Source organism: Streptomyces sp. NBC_01477, from assembly GCF_036227245.1.
Lineage (GTDB): Bacteria > Actinomycetota > Actinomycetes > Streptomycetales > Streptomycetaceae > Actinacidiphila.
In genome coordinates this window covers 2467939-2484676 of record NZ_CP109445.1, presented here as the reverse complement: position 1 = coordinate 2484676, position 16738 = coordinate 2467939, and the positions used below count along the sequence as shown (strand labels likewise).

Sequence of the window (16738 nt, the reverse complement as noted above, 5' to 3'; positions counted from 1 at the left end):
CCCCGGCGTGTCGCGGGATGATGGGTCCATGCGCGTATCGATCAGAGAACCCAGGTCCACGGACGCCGAGGCCCACCACGACGCGGTCATGCGGTCGGTGGAGCACCTTTCGCCGTGGAATCCGGTGGAGCCCGACGTCCTGCCCGAACTGCTGCGGCGGCAGGGCGCCGGGCTGCGGACCTTCCTGATCATCAACGACGAGGACGGCGGCCTCGTCGGCAAGTGCAACGTCGCCAACATCGTGCTGGCCCGCTTCCGCAACGCCGCGCTCGGCTACGACAGCTATGTGCCGTACAACGGCACCGGGCGGATGACCGAGGGCCTGCGGCTGGTGGTGGACCGCTGCTTCGCCGCCGAGCCGCGCGGCCTCGGGCTGCACCGGCTGGAGATCAGCGTCCAGCCGGACAACCTCCGCTCGGTCGCGATGGCCAAGCGGCTCGGCTTCCGGCACGAGGGCTTCTCCCCGCGCATGCTCTACATCAACGACGCCTGGCGCGACCACGAGCGCTTCGCCATGACCGCGGAGGAGTGGCCGGGAGTGTAGGCAGCGCCCCGCGTCAGTCCAGCAGCGGCGCCAGGCCGCCGTCGCGGCGGGCCAGCGCCTCCAGCTCGTCCAGCGCGCTCACCGCCCGCCCGGCCGCCTCCGGGTCGCGCTGCGCCAGACCGCTGTCGGCGAACTCGTCCTCGTCCAGCCGCAGCACCGCGCTGCCGTCGGCCGACACCCACAGGTCGAGGTCCAGGTCCTCCGAGGTCAGCACACCGCCCGTGACCAGCACCGGGCGGGTGATGTCGCAGTACCAGCCCTTGCGCACACCGCGGGCGTCGCACACCTCCTTGACGGCATACCACCGGTCGCGCCAGTAGCGCTCGGTGAACACGTCGCCGGGCTCGAAGCGTACGAAGCCGAAGTCGCGGACATGCGGCAGCGACCAGGGCGCGGTCACGGTCACGCGGACGCCGTCGTCGGCGACCACGGTGGCGGGGTAGCTGACCTTCTCGCGGCCGGCCTTGACCAGGCGTACGGACGCCGGGGCGCCGGGCGGCAGGGGGGTGGTGGGCATGCCCTCACCCTCGCGGATGCCGCGCCCGGCGGCCACCGGGTTTCCCGTACCGTCCGGCCTCCTTCCGCCGGGTTTCCGTACCGTCCGGGCCTCCCTGCCGCCGCGGCTCAGACGCGGGCGACCAGATAGCGGAAGACGTTCTCCATCCGGACCGTGCCGTCGGGGCGCTGGTAGGGGTGCAGGGCCTCGGTGATCTCCTTCTCCACCTGATGCTGGTCGGTGGCGGCCACCGCCGGGTCGAACAGACCGGTCGACAGCAGGCCGCGTACGGCGCTCGCCCGGTCCTGGTAGCCGAACGGGCAGGACACCCGCCCCGAGCCGTCCGGCCGCAGCCCGGCGCCCGAGGCCAGGTCCTCCAGGTCGTCCCTGCCGCTGAGCCGGGGCGCCGGCACGGCGGGGCCGCGTGGCTCCGCGAGCCGCGCGGCGACGCGCAGCACCCGGGAGGCCGAGCAGCGCTCCGGCGGCCCCCAGCCGGCCAGCACCACCGCGCTGCCCGGACGGGCCGCGTCGGCGATCGCGGCCAGCGCGGGCCGCAGTTCGTCGGCGGGGGCGGACGGCTCGAACGCGGTGACAACGCTGTAGCCGCCGTCGCGTATGTCCGCGGCGTCCGGTGCGCCGGGGCGCAGCCCGGCCGCCGGCGCACTATGCGGTGGTGCGGCGAGTCTTTCCGCGGCCAGCCGCAGCCGGGCGCGGTCGGCGTCGTAACCGGTGACGGCCGCGCCCCTTGCCGCGGCGAGCAGCAGGGCAAGGCCCGAGCCGCAGTTCAGGGCCAGTAACCGGGTGCCGGGGCCGACGTCGAGCCGGTCGTGGACGGTGTCGTAGAGCGGTACGAGCATGCGTTCCTGGATCTCGGCCCAGTCCCGTGCCCGGGCCCGGTGCGCCGTCGCCGGCCTGGATCCGCGATAGAGGGTAGGTGCCATCGAAGCCCCAATCAGCCACGCTTCGCGATGTGCCCCCGTGGGTATGTGCGCCGCATTCGTCCCCGACAGCCAGACAACTGCTGTTTGCCCGCGCCGTCCAGGGGCCGGGGGAGCCGTTTTTCGCACGTTCCGCCGCCCGTCCCCGGGACGTAATCGATTCACACCCGGGCGGCCCCGGCACGTACCATCGCCTGCATGGCAAAGGCTCCCGTTCTCACCCCCCAGGCGGACGACTTCCCGCGCTGGTACCAGGACCTGATCAACAAGGCCGAACTGGCCGACAACGGACCGGTCCGCGGCACCATGGTCATCAGGCCGTACGGCTACGGCCTGTGGGAGCGGATGCAGCAGGACATGGACCTGCGGATCAAGGAAGCGGGCGCGCAGAACGCGTACTTCCCGCTCTTCATCCCGCAGTCCTACCTGACCCGGGAGGCCGAGCACGTCGAGGGCTTCGCGCCCGAGCTGGCCGTCGTCACGCACGCGGGCGGCAAGGAGCTGGAAGAGCCGATCGTGGTGCGGCCCACCTCCGAGACGATCATCAACGAGTATTTCTCCAAGTGGGTGCAGAGCTACCGCGACCTGCCGCTGCTGATCAACCAGTGGGCGAACGTGGTCCGGTGGGAGCTGCGCCCGCGGCTCTTCCTGCGTACCACCGAATTCCTCTGGCAGGAGGGCCACACCGCCCACGCCACCTACGAGGACGCGCGGGACTACGCCTCGCGGATCCAGCGCGAGGTCTACGCCGACTTCATGACCAATGTGCTGGCGATGGACGTGGTGCTGGGCCGCAAGACCGCCAAGGAGCGCTTCGCCGGGGCGATCAACACCCTCACGCTCGAAGGCATGATGGGTGACGGCAAGGCGCTCCAGCTGGGCACCAGCCATGAGCTGGGCCAGAATTTCGCGAAGGCCTTCCACACCCAGTACCTGTCCAAGGACGGCGCGCAGGAGCACGTCTGGCAGACCTCCTGGGGCAGCACCACCCGCATGATCGGCGCGCTGGTGATGATGCACGGCGACGACAACGGGCTGCGGGTGCCGCCGCGGCTGGCCCATGTGCAGGTCGTGGTGCTGGCGATCAAGGGCGACGACGAGGTCGTGGCCAAGGTGCGGGAGATCGGCGACCGGCTCAAGGCCGCGGGGCTGCGGGTCGTGGTCGACGACCGTACGGACACGCCGTTCGGGCGCCGCGCGGTCGACTGGGAGCTCAAGGGCGTGCCGGTGCGGGTCGAGATCGGCCCGCGCGACCTGGAGGCCGGCACCGCGATGCTGGCCCGGCGCATCCCCGGGGGCAAGTCGCCGGTCGCGCTGGACAGCCTCGCCGAGCTGCTGCCCGCGGTGCTGGAGGAGGACCAGGCGCAGCTGCTGCGCGAGTCCCGTGAGCGCCGGGAATCCCGCACTGTGGACGTGGCGACCCTGGAGGAGGCGGCCGAGGCCGCGGCCACCGGCTGGGCCCGCATCCCGTGGGCCGACCTCGGCCCCGAGGGCGAGGCGAAGCTCGCCGAGCAGGGCGTTTCCGTGCGCTGCCTGGTCGGCAAGGACGGCGGGGTGCCGGACGCGGACGACGCTCCTGGCACGCTCGCGATCGTCGCGCGGGCGTACTAGCGTCCGCTGACCGAAAACCGCTGTACGTAATACGAGGTTCGTCCGTCGTTGGGGCGGGTGCGCGGGTTCTCCACTGTCCTCCGCACCCGCCCTGCGTCGTGCCCATCCAGACGCATCCAGACGCATCCACGGCGCATCATCCGGAACTGACCGATCAGTGCAAATTAATTGGGCTGGCCCGGAATCGGAACACCGGGAGCGCCCGGCTCGTTGTCACGGCGTGAGCACGACACCACCTGTTCTCGCCGCCGAGCTGGCAGTCGCGTGGGCCGATATTCAACGGCACCACCCCGAGCTGCCCGATCTGGCCGCCCCCGAGTCCCTGATCGGAGAGTCGTCGTCCGCCTGCGGAAACGCGCTCTCCTTCGAAAGGCTTCTGCATGAGGCCGTGCACGGGATCGCCGCAGCCCGCGGCATCCGTGACACCTCGCGCGCCGGCCGCTACCACAACCGCCGTTTCCTGGCCATTGCCGACGAGATGGGCCTCGACCATGCCGAGGAGCCGCATCCGAGCAGCGGATTCTCGCTCGTGGTGATGCGCCCGGACACCCGGAAGCGATATCGGGTGACCATCGACCGGCTGCAGCGCGCCCTCAAGGCGCACACCGTGGCCACCACCGCGGACACCGCGAGCTCCTTCCGCGGGCCCGCCGCACGGCACGGCTCGTCGGGCGGCGGTGTGCGGGTCAAGGCGGTCTGCGACTGCGGGCGCAACGTGCGCGTCGTGCCGTCCGTGCTGGCCCAGGCTCCGATCATGTGCGGCGCCTGCGGGCAGCCGTTCCGAATCCCGGAGGTCGTGGGCGCCGCCTGAGTGTGGCAGAATGTCCAGCTGAGAACTCGACAGCCGTGCAGGAACCCTCTCTCCTTCGGCTGACGCGTCCATCGGGCGCACGACTCCCACAACCCCACGTGGAAGTCCGCTGTGCCCAAACACGTCAACACCAGGAGAACCCACTCCCGTGGCAGTCAAGATCAAGCTGAAGCGTCTGGGCAAGATCCGTTCGCCTCACTACCGCATCGTCGTCGCCGACTCCCGTACCCGCCGTGACGGCCGGGCCATCGAGGAGATCGGCCTGTACCACCCGGTGCAGAACCCGTCGCGCATCGAGGTCGACTCGGACCGCGCCCAGTACTGGCTCTCCGTCGGCGCCCAGCCGACCGAGCCGGTGCTCGCCATCCTCAAGCTCACCGGTGACTGGCAGAAGTACAAGGGCCTCGAGGCCCCTGCGCCGCTGCTCGTCGCCGAGCCGAAGGCCGACAAGCGCGTCCTGTTCGAGGCCGCGGCCAAGGACAGCGCCGACGAGCCCAAGGGTGAGGCGATCACCCCGAAGGCGAAGAAGGCCGACAAGAAGGCCGACGACACCGCCGAGGCTCCGGCCGCGGCCGAGTCCACCGAGGCCTGAGCGTGCTTGAGGAGGCTCTTGAGCACCTCGTGAAGGGCATCGTCGACAATCCCGACGATGTGCAGGTGGACATGCGCACACTGCGCCGTGGCAGCGTGCTGGAGGTCCGGGTGCATCCCGACGACCTCGGCAAGGTGATCGGCCGCAACGGCCGTACCGCCCGCGCGCTGCGTACGGTGGTGGGCGCGCTCGGCGGCCGCGGTATCCGCGTCGACCTGGTCGACGTCGACCAGGTGCGCTGAGCACCGGCCGTACCGCAGAGAACACCGGCTCGGGCCGGGGGTGGCGATGCCGCCCCCGGCCCGAGCCGTATGACGTACGCCGTAGACCCGGATGACGTACGAACCGCATGACGTACGAGAGGTGAAGCGCTCCATGCAGCTGGTAGTGGGCAGGATCGGCCGCGCCCATGGCATCAAGGGCGAGGTGAGCATCGAGGTGCGCACCGACGAGCCGGAACTGCGGCTCGCGCCGGGTGCCGTCCTGGCCACGGACCCGGCCGCCACCGGGCCGCTGACCATTGCCACGGGCCGGGTGCACAGCGGGCGCCTCATGCTGCGCTTCGAGGGCGTCAGCGACCGCACCGGCGCCGAGGCGCTCCGCAATACGCTGCTGATCGCCGAGGTGGACCCGGCGGAGACTCCCGAGGACCCGGAGGAGTTCTACGACCATCAGCTGATCGACCTGGACGTGGTCACCGTCGACGGCCGCGAGATCGGCCGGATCGCCGAGATCAGCCACCTGCCGTACCAGGACCTGCTGGTCGTCAGGCGGCCGGACGAGACCGAGGTGCTGATCCCCTTCGTCGCCGAATTCGTGCCCGAGATCGACCTGGAGGAGCAGCGCGCGGTGATCGACCCGCCGCCGGGGCTGCTGGACGAGCCGGCTCCCGACGATGAGCCGGCTCCCGAAGACGACGCGGGGCAAGCCGCCGGCGGCGCGGTGGACGGCGACTGAGATGCGGATCGACGTCGTCACGATCTTCCCCGACTATCTGGAGCCGCTGAAGGTCTCGCTGGTCGGCAAGGCCCGCGCGGCGGGCCGGCTGGACGTCCAGGTGCACGACCTGCGCGACTGGGCCCACGACCGGCACAACACCGTCGACGACACCCCGTACGGCGGCGGCCCCGGCATGGTCATGATGACCGGGCCGTGGGGCGAGGCGCTGGACGACACCATGGCCGCGGGCTACGAGGCGGGTGCGTCCCGCCCCGCGCTGGTCGTGCCCACCCCGAGCGGGCGGCCCTTCACCCAGGAGCTCGCCGCGGAATTGGCCGCGCACCCCTGGCTGATCTTCGCGCCCGCCCGCTACGAGGGCATCGACACCCGGGTCACCGCCGAATACCGCACCAGGATGCCGGTCCACGAGATCTCCATCGGCGACTACGTCCTGGCCGGCGGCGAGGCGGCCGTCCTGGTCATCACCGAGGCGGTGGCGCGGCTGCTGCCCGGAGTCCTCGGCAATGCGCAGTCGCACCGCGACGACTCCTTCGCGCCGGGCGCGATGGCAAACCTGCTGGAGGGCCCGGTCTTCACCAAGCCCCCGCAGTGGCGCGGCCGGGGCATCCCCGAGGTGCTGCTCAGCGGCCACCACGGCAGGATCGCCCGCTGGCGGCGCGACGAGGCCCTGCGGCGTACGGTCGCCAACCGGCCCGACCTGGTGCGGCGTTGCGACCCGTCCGTCTTCGACCGGCGCGACCGGGAGATGCTGAGCATCCTCGGCTGGCAGCCGGGTCCGGACGGACGATTTGGGCCGAGCCCCTACGCCGTGGAAGAATGAGCGACTGCTGCCCGTCCGGTGCGCGCCCCTGCCACAGGGGGAACGACGCCCGCCGGGACCGGTGGCGAACCCCATGACGAATCACCATGTTCCGTCGATGACCTGTGGCATCGGCGAGGAAGCAGACACCATGACCAATCTGATCGAGGGCCTCAACAGCGCCTCGCTGCGCACCGACATCCCGGCCTTCCGCCCCGGTGACACCGTCAACGTCCACGTGCGCGTCATCGAGGGCACCCGCTCCCGTGTGCAGCAGTTCAAGGGCGTCGTCATCCGCCGCCAGGGCGCGGGCATCAGCGAGACCTTCACGGTCCGCAAGGTCAGCTTCTCGGTCGGTGTCGAGCGCACCTTCCCGGTGCACACCCCGATCGTCGAGAAGATCGAGGTCGTCACCCGCGGCGACGTCCGCCGCGCGAAGCTGTACTACCTCCGTGAGCTGCGCGGCAAGGCCGCGAAGATCAAGGAGAAGCGCGACAACTGAGCGCCTGGCGCGATCCCCGGAGCGGCCGGATAAGCTCTGGCCTCGATGGACAGCGAAGCAGTATCGCCGGAACGCGACCGTTCCTCTCCCGCCGACGAGGCGGAGCCGGAGGAGCGGTCGCGTTCCGTTGTGCTGCGCGAGCGGTTGACGCGGTCGGCGCCCCTGTGGTGGGCCGAGTGGCGGCGTACGATCCTGGTCGCGCTCGCCGGTGTGGCCGCGCTGCTGCTGGTCAGCACCTTCGTGGTGCAGCCCTTCCAGGTGCCCAGCGGCTCGATGGAGGGCACGCTGCGGATCGGGGACCGGGTGCTGGTGGACAAGCTGGCGTACCGCTTCGGCGGTGCTCCGCGGCGGGGGGACGTGATCGTGTTCGACGGCGACGGCTCGTTCACGCAGCAGCGCGGCACGGACTTCGTGAAGCGGGTGATCGGCGTCGGCGGCGACCGGGTCACCTGCTGCGACGCCCGGGGGCGGCTGATGGTCAACGGCCACCCGCTGGACGAGACCTACCTTTATCCCGGGGACACGCCGTCCCGGGTACCGTTCGACATCGTGGTGCAGGACGGAAGACTGTGGGTGATGGGCGACCATCGCGACGACTCGCGCGACTCGCGCGACCACCTCGGCGATCCCGGCGGCGGCACCGTCCCGGTCGGCCGGGTGATCGGCCGCGCCGACTGGATCGGCTGGCCGGTCGGCCACTGGACGCGGCTGCGCCGCCCCGCGACCTTCGCCGCCGTTCCCGCCCCGGCCGGCCCGCATGGGTAACCGCGGCAAGGCGCGCCCGGCGGACCACGGCGAGCCCCAGGACCTCGGTCCCGCCGGCGAACCGGTGGACGGTGCGGGCGGCGGCGCGGGCAGTGGCGTCGGCGGCGCCGCCGACGGCCCGGGCGACCTCGCCCCCGAGCCGCCCCGGCTGACCGGCAACACCAGGATCGAGCGGCGCAAGCTGGCCCGCAAGGTCCGCCGCAAGCGGCGGCGGTCGCTGGCCAGGGAAGTGCCGCTGCTGGTCATGGTGGCGCTGCTGATCGCGCTGGTGCTCAAGACCTTCCTGCTCCAGGCGTTCGTGATCCCGTCCGGATCGATGGAGCAGACCATCAAGATCGGCGACCGGGTGCTGGTGGACAAGCTCACCCCGTGGTTCGGCGCCGAACCGCACCGCGGTGACGTGGTCGTCTTCAAGGACCCGGGCGGCTGGCTGAAGGGCGAGCCCGCGCCCGCGCCCGACCCGGTGGTCGTCAAGCAGGTGAAGCAGTTCTTCACCTTCATCGGGCTGCTGCCCGCCACCGGTGAGCAGGACCTGATCAAGCGGGTGATCGGGGTCGGCGGCGACACCGTGCAGTGCTGCGACGCCCAGGGCCGGCTGCTCGTCAACGGGAAGCCGCTGGACGAGCCCTATCTGTTCCCGGGCAATCCACCCTCAATGATGAAATTCCTCGTCCATGTACCGCCGGGACGGCTGTGGGTCATGGGCGATCACCGCTCGGACTCGGCCGACTCGCGGTATCACACCGACCAGCCGGGCACCGGCACCATCCCGGAGAGTCTGGTGGTCGGACGGGCTTTCGTGATCGGCTGGCCGATCGGTCACTGGCAGCGGCTCAAGGAACCCGCGGCCTTCGACACGGTGCCGGCACCGGAGTCGGCGGCGGCGGGGGCCACAGCCGAGCCCACTAAGGTGGGCTCGGCCAACAACAGTCAAAGGACGAACCGGCTACCGACTCCTGCGGAACTCCCGCTCGTTATGGGAGTGGCGGGCCTGCGCCGGATGCGGCGCGGGCGGCGGTCTGGAGTGAGGAGTGGATGTGGGGGACCTGGTGGTCGGCGCACGGTCTGGACCCGGCGAGCCCGAGAAGCGGGATGCCGAGGTGCCCCCGGCCGACGAATCGGCGGCAGACGCCGCGGTCCCCGGACGGCCCGCGCCCGGGCCGTCGTACGACGGTGGAGCGGGCGGGACACCGGCGGAAGGTGACCCGGCGGCCGGCGGCGGTCCTGCGCACGGAGCCCCGGCGCACGGAGCGTCGCCCAACGGCGCCCCGAAGCACCGCGCCCCGGCGCCCGGCGGCTGGGCCGGGGACCCGGCGCCCGGCGCGGGCATTCCGGCGATGGTCGGCGGTGCCCCCGGCGACCCGGTGGGCCCCGCGGCGCCGGACCCGGACGGCGACGAGGACGCCGAGCGGCACTCCCACGCGGGCAACCGCAAGCAGCGGTCGTTCTGGAAGGAACTGCCGCTGCTGATCGGCATCGCCCTGGTGCTGGCGCTGCTGATCAAGACGTTCCTGGTGCAGGCCTTCTCGATCCCGTCCGACTCGATGAACAACACCCTGCTCAAGGGCGACCGGGTGCTGGTCGACAAGCTCACCCCCTGGTTCGGCTCCGAGCCGAGCCGCGGCGAGGTCGTGGTCTTCCACGACCCGGGCGGCTGGCTGCCGGAGAATCCCACGCCCAGCAGCAATGTGGTGGTCAGGGGCCTGCAAAAGGGTCTGAGCTTCATCGGCCTGATGCCCTCGGCCGATGAGAAGGACCTGATCAAGCGGGTCATCGGGGTCGGCGGCGACACGGTGTCGTGCAAGGGCACGGGACCGCTGATGGTCAACGGCAAGGCGCTGGACGAGCCGTACATCTTCCCGGGCAACACGGCGTGCAGCCCCGAGGTGCCGTTCACGGTGCACGTGCCCAAGGGCCGGATCTGGGTGATGGGCGACCACCGGCAGGACTCGCTCGACTCCCGCTTCCACACCACGCTCCCGGGCGGCGGCACCGTCCCGAACGGCGACGTGGTCGGCCGCGCCATCGTGGTGGCCTGGCCGGTCAACCGCTGGGACGTGCTGTCCATCCCCCGTACGTTCTCGCAGCCCGGCATCAATGCCGCGGGCACGGCCGTCCCCGCGGTGGCCGGCGTCGCGGGCGCGCTGCCGCTGGTGCTGTGGCGCAGGCGGCGGCTGCTGTCCAGGCCCGAGCCGGTCCAGCAGAGCGCGGAAGACTGCTGACCTGGGGCGTACCGCCGGGTAGGGTTCCGGTCCATGAGCAGCAGCAGCGGTGCGATAACCGGCACCACAGGGGGCACCGCAGGACGTGGCACGGCCGGTGGCGCCGGCCGCACCGGACACCGGCTGTCCGGGGCGGCCATCGCCATCGGCTGTGTGCTGTTCCTGGGCGCGACGGTCTGGGCCGCCCTGATCTACCGGCCCTACACGGTGCCGACCGACTCGATGGTGCCCACCGTTCAGCCGGGCGACCGGCTGCTGGCGCAGAAGGTGTCGGGCTCCGAGGTGCACCGCGGTGACGTCGTCGTCTTCAAGGACAAGCTGTGGGGCGACGAACCGCTGGTCAAGCGGGTCGTCGGGATCGGCGGCGACGTGGTCGCCTGCTGCGACGCCCAGGGCCGCCTGACGGTGAACGGCAAGCCGATCGACGAGACCTACCTCAAGGGCGGCGGCCCGGCCTCGATCGACCCGTTCAGCACCCGTGTGCCGGCCGGTCAGCTCTTCCTGCTCGGGGACAACCGCGCGGTCTCCGAGGACTCCCGTCTCCACCTGTCCGACGCCCAGGGCGGCTCGGTCCCGGCGAGCGACGTGCGCGCCCGGGTGGACGGTGTGGCCTGGCCCGCGTCCCGGATCGGCCTGCTGTCGCGCACCTCGGCCTTCGGTGTCGTCCCGGGCGGCGGGTCCCCGGGCCGGGGGCCGCTCGGCCTGCTGCTGATCGCGATCGCCGCCGGGGTGGTGCTGATCCTGGGCGGGGCGGCCTACGACCCGGTCGCCAAACTGCTGAGGCGCAGGTGATCAGCGCGGACGTGCGAGGTGCGGGGAAGTTCCGCGCGGTCGTGAGACCGTGTGACGCACAATGGGGGCACGCACGGCTGAAGGGGAACACACGATGAGCGCCGAGGACCTCGAAAAGTACGAGACCGAGATGGAGCTGAAGCTCTACAGGGAGTACCGCGACGTCGTCGGCCTGTTCAAGTACGTGATCGAGACCGAACGGCGGTTCTACCTCACCAACGACTACGAGATGCAGGTGCACTCGGTCCAGGGTGAGGTGTTCTTCGAGGTCTCGATGGCCGATGCCTGGGTGTGGGACATGTACCGGCCGGCCCGCTTCGTGAAGCAGGTGCGGGTGCTCACGTTCAAGGACGTGAATGTCGAGGAGCTGAACAAGGCGGATCTGGACCTTCCGTCGGACGATTCGGGCTTCAATAACTGAGGCGGCGGGCCTGCGGGGGCCGTGGGGCCTTCGCGGCCGGTTCGGCGGGAGCGCCGGGTGCCCCGGGCCTCGGCGTCCGGGTGCGCGGGGTGCGCCGCCGTTTGTGCGGGTGGGTGCCAGGCTGGGGCCGGGCAGGCCCGATGGGCGCGAGGCCGTGCGCCGGCCGGGCTCGGGTCGGACTCCGGGGCGGCGCCCCCGGCGGGCTTCGGGTGGCCCGCCGAAAGTTATCCACAGGCTGAGAGCAAGATCATCTTGAGCGTTTCCACCTCTGTCACAGTGAGTGACGGAGGTGGTACTCATGAACGCACGAGGTGCGCTGGGGCGGTACGGCGAGGAGGTCGCGGTCCGCGCCCTGCAGGCCGCGGGCCTGACGGTGCTCGGCCGCAATTGGCGGTACGGCCGCCGCGGGGAGATCGACATTCTGGCGTCCGAGGGTGACGCCCTGGTGGTCTGCGAGGTCAAGACCCGGCGGGCCGGGCCCTTCCAGCACCCGATGGAGGCGGTGCCCCCGGCGAAGCTGGACCGGCTGCGGTCGCTGGCCGAGCGATGGACGGCCGAGCACGGCGGGGCGCCGCCGGGCGGGATCAGGATCGACCTGATCGGGGTGATCCTGCCCGAGCGCGGCGGCCCCGCGGTCGAGCATGTGCGGGGGGTGGCGTGATGGGCTTCGCCCGTACGTGCTCGGTCGCGCTGATCGGCGTCGAGGGCGTCGTGGTCGAGGTCCAGGCCGACCTGGAACCCGGCCTCGCGGCCTTCACCCTGGTCGGCCTGCCCGACAAGAGCCTGGTCGAGAGCCGGGACCGGGTGCGCGCCGCGATCGTGAACAGCGGCGAGACCTGGCCGCAGAAGAAGCTCACCGTCGGCCTGAGCCCGGCGTCCGTGCCGAAGGGCGGCTCGGGGTTCGACCTGGCCGTGGCCTGCGCGCTGCTCGCCGCGAACGAGCGGATCGCCCCCAAGTCCATCGCCGACCTGATGATGATCGGCGAGCTGGGCCTGGACGGCCGGGTCCGCCCGGTGCGGGGCGTGCTGCCCGCGGTGCTCGCGGCGGCCGACGCGGGGTACCGCCATGTGGTGGTCCCCGAGCGCACCACCGCGGAGGCGTCGCTGGTGCCGGGTGTCGCGGTGCTGGGTGTGCGCAGCCTGCGCCAGCTGGTGGCGGTGCTCAATGACGAGCCGGTCCCGGAGGAGGACGACGAGGCGCCCTGCCGCGAGGGCCGGCCCGATCCGATACTGGCCGGGCTGACCGTGCCCGGCGGGGGAGTGGGCGCGGGGCTGGCCACCAGCCTGGGCGGCAGCGCGTCGGGCGGCGGCCTGGCGCTCGGCCCCGACCTGGCCGATGTGGCGGGGCAGTCCGCCGCCCGGCTCGCCCTGGAGGTCGCCGCGGCCGGCGCCCACCACCTCTATCTCAAGGGTCCGCCGGGCGCGGGCAAGACCATGCTGGCCGAGCGGCTGCCCGGCATCCTGCCCGCGCTGACCCGGCAGGAGTCCCTGGAGGTCACCGCGGTCCACTCGGTCGCCGGGATCCTCCCCGCGGGCCGCCCGCTGGTGGACGCGCCGCCCTTCTGCGCGCCGCACCACTCGGCCACGATGCCGTCCCTGGTCGGCGGCGGCAGCGGGCTGCCCAGGCCGGGAGCGGTCTCGCTCGCACACCGCGGAGTGCTTTTTCTGGACGAGGCGCCGGAATTCACCGTGAAATCCCTCGAAGCGCTGCGCCAGCCGCTGGAGTCGGGGCACGTGGTGGTGGCCCGCTCGGCGGGGGTGATGCGGCTGCCGGCCCGCTTCATGCTGGTGCTCGCCGCGAATCCGTGCCCCTGCGGGCGCCATTCACTGCTGGGGGCGGGCTGCGAATGCTCACCGACGGCGGTGCGGCGCTACCAGGCCAGGCTGTCGGGGCCGCTGCTCGACCGGGTGGACCTGCGGGTGGAGGTCGAGGCGGTCAGCCGCTCCGAGCTGATCGGCCGCGGGCCGGGGGAGAGCACCGCCGTGGTCGCCGCCCGGGTGCGGGACGCCAGGGAGCGGGCCGCCGTGCGGTACGCCGACACCCCCTGGCGTGCCAACGGCGACATCCCCGGCCACGAGCTGCGCACCCGCTGGCCGGTCGCCCCCGGTGCGATGCACCCGGCCGAGCGCGACATGGAGCGCGGGCTGCTCACCGCCCGGGGCCTCGACCGGGTGCTGCGGGTCGCCTGGACACTGGCAGACCTGGCCGGGCACCCCCGCCCGGACGCCGAGGACGTCAGGGCGGCCCTGCAACTGCGCACCGGTGTGAGCCGGGGTCCCGCGACGGCCGGGAGCCGGTGATGGCGGCCGAGCCGCAGGACCCGGCCGGCCTGGCGGAGGCGATGCGGCAGCTCTACGAGGCCGGGGGAGACGGCGGGCCGGCGGCTCGGGGGCCGGCCGGGCGCAGCGGGTGGCAGGAACGGCTGGCCAGAGCGGCACTGACCCGGATCGCCGACCCCGGGGACGAGGTGATGGGGCGGGCGCTGCGGGACCGCGGGGCGCAGGGGGCGCTGGCGGCCGCGCGCTGCGGGCGGGCGCTGCCGGGGGCGAGCCCGCGCCGGACGGCGGGTTACGCCCGGCGGGCGGTCCGCGCCGACCCGGTGGCCGATCTGGCCGCCGCCCACCGGGCAGGGGCGCGCTTCGTCTGCCCGGGGGACGGCGACTGGCCGGGGCAGCTCGATGACCTCGGGCCGCAGCGCCCCTACGGGCTGTGGGTGCGCGGGCGGCCGTCACTGCGGCTGTGGGCGCTGCGGTCGGTCGCGGTGGTCGGCTCGCGGGCGTGCACGGACTACGGCGCCCATATGGCGGCCGGGCTCGGTGCGGGGCTGGCCGAGGCGGGCTGGGTGGTGGTCTCCGGCGCTGCTTACGGGGTGGACGGGGTGGTGCACCGCAGCGCCCTGGCCGCGGGCGGCGCCACCATCGGGGTGGTGGCCAGCGGGGTGGACGTGCCGTATCCGCCGGGCAATGCCGAGCTGATCGGGCGGATCGCGGAATACGGCCTGCTGGTCGGCGAGTTGCCGCCCGGCGACCATCCCACCAGGAGCCGCTTCGTGCTGCGCAACCGGGTGATCGCCGCCCTGACCCGGGGCACGGTGGTGGTCGAGGCCCGCTATCGCAGCGGCTCGCTGATCACCGCCCGCCGGGCGGCGGCGATGGGCCGGGTCACCATAGGGGTGCCGGGGCCGTGCACCAGCGGTCTGTCGGAAGGGGTGCACGAGTTGCTGCGCGGGGGCGCGGCGGTGGTGACCGACGCGGCCGAAGTCGTCGAGCTGGTCGGCGAGATCGGCGCCGACCTGGCACCGCAGCGGCGCGGGCCTGTGCTGCCCCGCGATCTGCTCGGCCCGGCGGCGGCCCGGGTGCTGGAGGCGGTGCCGGGCCGGGGCGCGGCCGACGAGCGGCAGATCGCCGACGCCGCCGGGTCCACCTGCGACGACACGCTGAGCAGGCTCTACGAATTGCAGGCGCTCGGCTTCGTCGAACGGTGCGAAGGGAGGTGGCAGTTGGTCCGTACCACGGGGGACGAGCGCGCGCGGCGCACCGGTTGACGTGACCGGTACACCATCAGGTGACAATGCAGGCCTGTGACCTGGGGCGATCGCGGGACGCGGAGTTCGGGCCCCGGCGGCGTCCGATGATGGCCCGATGCGGACGTTCGGCGGCCCCCGCGCCGGACCCGTAGCCGGTCCGGCGTCCACGCACCCGTAGAGGAACGTATCTGCGCATGTCCCGTACGGATGATGTAGCAATGAGCGACGTTACGGTCACGCTACGCTCTCAGAGGCTCGCTTTTTTGTCCACGTCACTGCAGAACGGCGCACAACGACGTATGCCCCAGCACACCCCCGGGTCCGAACGGGCGACGGCCGCGACCACCGTGCCGCCCGCCTCCCCGCGGCCCGCCGCCCCCACGTCGCTCGACGCGTTGTGGCGGACCTACAAGTCCACGGGGGACGCACGGCTGCGCGAGCAGTTGATCCTGCACTACTCGCCGCTGGTGAAATACGTGGCCGGCCGGGTCAGCGTGGGACTTCCGGCCAATGTGGAGCAGGCCGACTTCGTGTCGTCCGGGGTGTTCGGGCTGATCGACGCGATCGAGAAGTTCGACCCGGACCGGGCGATCAAATTCGAGACCTACGCCATCACCCGGATCCGCGGCGCCATGATCGACGAGCTGCGCGCCCTGGACTGGATCCCGCGCTCGGTGCGGCAGAAGGCCAGGGCGGTGGAGCGGGCCTACGCCACCTTGGAGGCCAAGCTCCGCCGCACCCCCAGCGAGCCCGAGGTCGCCGCCGAGATGGGCGTCGGCCTGGAGGAGCTGCACGGCGTCTTCAGCGCTCTGTCGCTGGCCAACGTGGTGGCCCTGGAGGAACTGCTGCACGTCGGCGCCGACGGCGGCGGCCGGCTCAGCCTGGTGGACACCCTGGAGGACACCGGCGCCGACAACCCGGTCGAGGTCGCCGAGGACCGCGAGCTGCGCCGGCTGCTCGCCCGCGCCGTCAACACCCTGCCCGAGCGGGAGAAGACCGTGGTCACCCTCTACTACTACGAGGGCCTGACGCTGGCCGAGATCGGCCAGGTGCTCGGCGTCACGGAGAGCCGGGTCAGCCAGATCCACACCAAGTCGGTGCTTCAACTGCGGGCAAAGCTCGCCGACGTCGGCCGGTGACCGCGGCGCCGCACTGTCTACAGTGGTGGGATGCCCAGGATTCGAGCGGCCTCGGTGGCCGAACACCGCACGATGCAGCGCCGGGCCCTGCTGGACGCCGCCCGCTCGCTGCTCTCGGAGGGCGGTACGGAGGCACTGACCTTCCCGGCTCTGGCCGAGCGCACCGGGCTGGCCCGTTCGTCGGTCTATGAGTACTTCCGCTCCCGGGCCGCGGTGGTCGAGGAGCTGTGCGCGGTCGACTTCCCGGTCTGGGCGGCCGAGGTCGAGGCCGCGATGGAGACCGCGGACAGCGCCGAGGGCCGGATCGAGGCCTATGTCCGCAGCCAGCTGACCCTGGTCGGCGACCGCAGGCACCGCGCCGTCGCGGCGATCTCCGCCGGCGAGCTCGACACCGGCGCCCGGGAGAAGATCCGTGCCGCCCACGGCGGCCTGGTGGCCATGGTGGTCGCCGCCCTGTCCGACCTCGGCCACGACGAGCCCAGGCTGACCGCCATGCTGCTGCAGGGCGTCGTCGACGCCGCCGTCCGCCGCATCGAACTGGGCGCCGCCGAGGACCCCGAGCGGATCACCCGGGCCGCGATAACCATGGCCCTGCACGGCGCCGCCGGCTGACCCCGCC

At 72.5% G+C, this 16738-nt stretch carries 20 protein-coding genes; 18 read left to right on the top strand and 2 right to left on the bottom strand.

All coding sequences use genetic code 11. The annotated features are described in order from the left end of the window. Positions 1 to 28: 28 nt before the first annotated feature. Entirely contained in the window at positions 29 to 544 is a 516-nt protein-coding gene (locus tag OHA86_RS09865) for a GNAT family N-acetyltransferase (RefSeq protein WP_329174224.1), read from the top strand. 13 nt (positions 545 to 557) lie between these two features. Here the strand turns inward: OHA86_RS09865 and OHA86_RS09860 are convergent, their stop codons facing one another. Together OHA86_RS09860 and OHA86_RS09855 are read right to left on the bottom strand one after the other, a co-directional pair. Beyond that, the gene (locus OHA86_RS09860) at positions 558 to 1061 is read right to left on the bottom strand and encodes a DUF402 domain-containing protein (RefSeq protein ID WP_329174222.1); all 504 of its coding nucleotides are present in this window, start codon (positions 1059 to 1061) and stop codon (positions 558 to 560) included. Between the two features lie 107 nt (positions 1062 to 1168). Continuing rightward, positions 1169 to 1897: an SAM-dependent methyltransferase gene (locus tag OHA86_RS09855; RefSeq protein ID WP_443071684.1), complete on the bottom strand. Its 729-nt coding sequence runs from the start codon at positions 1895 to 1897 to the stop codon at positions 1169 to 1171. Positions 1898 to 2176: 279 nt separating this feature from the next. Here OHA86_RS09855 and proS point away from each other — a divergent pair, with 279 nt between their 5' ends. The 17 genes from proS to OHA86_RS09770 all read left to right on the top strand — a co-directional run bounded on the left by proS (position 2177) and on the right by OHA86_RS09770 (position 16731). Beyond that, complete coding sequence (gene proS, locus OHA86_RS09850; protein WP_329174219.1) at positions 2177 to 3589, top strand: proline--tRNA ligase; 1413 nt, start codon at positions 2177 to 2179, stop codon at positions 3587 to 3589. Positions 3590 to 3809: 220 nt separating this feature from the next. Further along, positions 3810 to 4400, top strand: a complete 591-nt coding sequence (locus OHA86_RS09845) for a hypothetical protein (RefSeq protein ID WP_073500400.1) — start codon at positions 3810 to 3812, stop codon at positions 4398 to 4400. A 148-nt stretch (positions 4401 to 4548) separates the two neighbouring features. After that, complete coding sequence (rpsP, locus tag OHA86_RS09840; RefSeq protein WP_251485458.1) at positions 4549 to 4992, top strand: 30S ribosomal protein S16; 444 nt, start codon at positions 4549 to 4551, stop codon at positions 4990 to 4992. A 2-nt stretch (positions 4993 to 4994) separates the two neighbouring features. Then, the gene (locus OHA86_RS09835; RefSeq protein WP_033173065.1) at positions 4995 to 5234 is read left to right on the top strand and encodes an RNA-binding protein; all 240 of its coding nucleotides are present in this window, start codon (positions 4995 to 4997) and stop codon (positions 5232 to 5234) included. Positions 5235 to 5367: 133 nt separating this feature from the next. Further along, entirely contained in the window at positions 5368 to 5949 is a 582-nt protein-coding gene (gene rimM, locus OHA86_RS09830; RefSeq protein ID WP_329174216.1) for a ribosome maturation factor RimM, read from the top strand. A 1-nt stretch (position 5950) separates the two neighbouring features. Beyond that, on the top strand, positions 5951 to 6772 hold the full coding sequence (gene trmD / locus OHA86_RS09825) for a tRNA (guanosine(37)-N1)-methyltransferase TrmD (protein ID WP_329174214.1): 822 nt from the start codon (positions 5951 to 5953) through the stop codon (positions 6770 to 6772). 130 nt (positions 6773 to 6902) lie between these two features. Then, a complete protein-coding gene (gene rplS / locus OHA86_RS09820) occupies positions 6903 to 7253 on the top strand; it encodes a 50S ribosomal protein L19 (RefSeq protein ID WP_329174212.1) in 351 nt (116 codons plus the stop codon). 45 nt (positions 7254 to 7298) lie between these two features. After that, a complete protein-coding gene (lepB, locus tag OHA86_RS09815) occupies positions 7299 to 8018 on the top strand; it encodes a signal peptidase I (protein ID WP_329174210.1) in 720 nt (239 codons plus the stop codon). Then, complete coding sequence (lepB, locus tag OHA86_RS09810) at positions 8011 to 9222, top strand: signal peptidase I (RefSeq protein ID WP_329174208.1); 1212 nt, start codon at positions 8011 to 8013, stop codon at positions 9220 to 9222. Before lepB (OHA86_RS09815) ends, lepB (OHA86_RS09810) begins: the two co-directional genes overlap by 8 nt. Then, positions 9119 to 10240 carry a signal peptidase I gene (lepB, locus tag OHA86_RS09805; protein ID WP_443071683.1) on the top strand — a complete coding sequence of 374 codons (1122 nt, stop codon included), beginning with the start codon at positions 9119 to 9121 and terminating at the stop codon, positions 10238 to 10240. The genes lepB (OHA86_RS09810) and lepB (OHA86_RS09805) overlap by 104 nt, the downstream gene beginning before the upstream one ends. A 33-nt stretch (positions 10241 to 10273) precedes the next feature. Next, a complete protein-coding gene (lepB, locus tag OHA86_RS09800; protein ID WP_329174204.1) occupies positions 10274 to 11032 on the top strand; it encodes a signal peptidase I in 759 nt (252 codons plus the stop codon). 94 nt (positions 11033 to 11126) lie between these two features. Continuing rightward, on the top strand, positions 11127 to 11453 hold the full coding sequence (locus tag OHA86_RS09795; protein ID WP_329174202.1) for a DUF2469 domain-containing protein: 327 nt from the start codon (positions 11127 to 11129) through the stop codon (positions 11451 to 11453). Between the two features lie 298 nt (positions 11454 to 11751). Continuing rightward, complete coding sequence (locus tag OHA86_RS09790) at positions 11752 to 12114, top strand: YraN family protein (protein ID WP_329174200.1); 363 nt, start codon at positions 11752 to 11754, stop codon at positions 12112 to 12114. Continuing rightward, positions 12114 to 13754, top strand: a complete 1641-nt coding sequence (locus tag OHA86_RS09785) for a YifB family Mg chelatase-like AAA ATPase (RefSeq protein WP_329174198.1) — start codon at positions 12114 to 12116, stop codon at positions 13752 to 13754. The genes OHA86_RS09790 and OHA86_RS09785 overlap by 1 nt, the downstream gene beginning before the upstream one ends. Continuing rightward, positions 13754 to 14998 carry a DNA-processing protein DprA gene (dprA, locus tag OHA86_RS09780; RefSeq protein WP_329174196.1) on the top strand — a complete coding sequence of 415 codons (1245 nt, stop codon included), beginning with the start codon at positions 13754 to 13756 and terminating at the stop codon, positions 14996 to 14998. Before OHA86_RS09785 ends, dprA begins: the two co-directional genes overlap by 1 nt. Positions 14999 to 15279: 281 nt before the next feature. Continuing rightward, entirely contained in the window at positions 15280 to 16119 is an 840-nt protein-coding gene (gene whiG, locus OHA86_RS09775) for an RNA polymerase sigma factor WhiG (protein ID WP_329174194.1), read from the top strand. A 30-nt stretch (positions 16120 to 16149) separates the two neighbouring features. Beyond that, positions 16150 to 16731 (top strand): TetR/AcrR family transcriptional regulator, encoded by a 582-nt coding sequence (locus OHA86_RS09770; protein WP_329174193.1) that lies wholly within the window; start codon positions 16150 to 16152, stop codon positions 16729 to 16731. The last annotated feature ends 7 nt before the right edge of the window (positions 16732 to 16738 follow it).

Coding starts and splice junctions, on each gene's coding strand:
- OHA86_RS09865 (WP_329174224.1), top strand. CDS start 29: ATGCGCGTATCGATCAGAGAACCCAGGTCCACGGACGCCGAGGCCCAC.
- OHA86_RS09860 (WP_329174222.1), bottom strand. CDS start 1,061: ATGCCCACCACCCCCCTGCCGCCCGGCGCCCCGGCGTCCGTACGCCTG.
- OHA86_RS09855 (WP_443071684.1), bottom strand. CDS start 1,897: ATGCTCGTACCGCTCTACGACACCGTCCACGACCGGCTCGACGTCGGC.
- proS (WP_329174219.1), top strand. CDS start 2,177: ATGGCAAAGGCTCCCGTTCTCACCCCCCAGGCGGACGACTTCCCGCGC.
- rimM (WP_329174216.1), top strand. CDS start 5,368: ATGCAGCTGGTAGTGGGCAGGATCGGCCGCGCCCATGGCATCAAGGGC.
- trmD (WP_329174214.1), top strand. CDS start 5,951: ATGCGGATCGACGTCGTCACGATCTTCCCCGACTATCTGGAGCCGCTG.
- rplS (WP_329174212.1), top strand. CDS start 6,903: ATGACCAATCTGATCGAGGGCCTCAACAGCGCCTCGCTGCGCACCGAC.
- lepB (WP_329174210.1), top strand. CDS start 7,299: ATGGACAGCGAAGCAGTATCGCCGGAACGCGACCGTTCCTCTCCCGCC.
- lepB (WP_329174208.1), top strand. CDS start 8,011: ATGGGTAACCGCGGCAAGGCGCGCCCGGCGGACCACGGCGAGCCCCAG.
- lepB (WP_329174204.1), top strand. CDS start 10,274: ATGAGCAGCAGCAGCGGTGCGATAACCGGCACCACAGGGGGCACCGCA.
- OHA86_RS09795 (WP_329174202.1), top strand. CDS start 11,127: ATGAGCGCCGAGGACCTCGAAAAGTACGAGACCGAGATGGAGCTGAAG.
- OHA86_RS09790 (WP_329174200.1), top strand. CDS start 11,752: ATGAACGCACGAGGTGCGCTGGGGCGGTACGGCGAGGAGGTCGCGGTC.
- OHA86_RS09785 (WP_329174198.1), top strand. CDS start 12,114: ATGGGCTTCGCCCGTACGTGCTCGGTCGCGCTGATCGGCGTCGAGGGC.
- dprA (WP_329174196.1), top strand. CDS start 13,754: ATGGCGGCCGAGCCGCAGGACCCGGCCGGCCTGGCGGAGGCGATGCGG.
- whiG (WP_329174194.1), top strand. CDS start 15,280: ATGCCCCAGCACACCCCCGGGTCCGAACGGGCGACGGCCGCGACCACC.
- OHA86_RS09770 (WP_329174193.1), top strand. CDS start 16,150: ATGCCCAGGATTCGAGCGGCCTCGGTGGCCGAACACCGCACGATGCAG.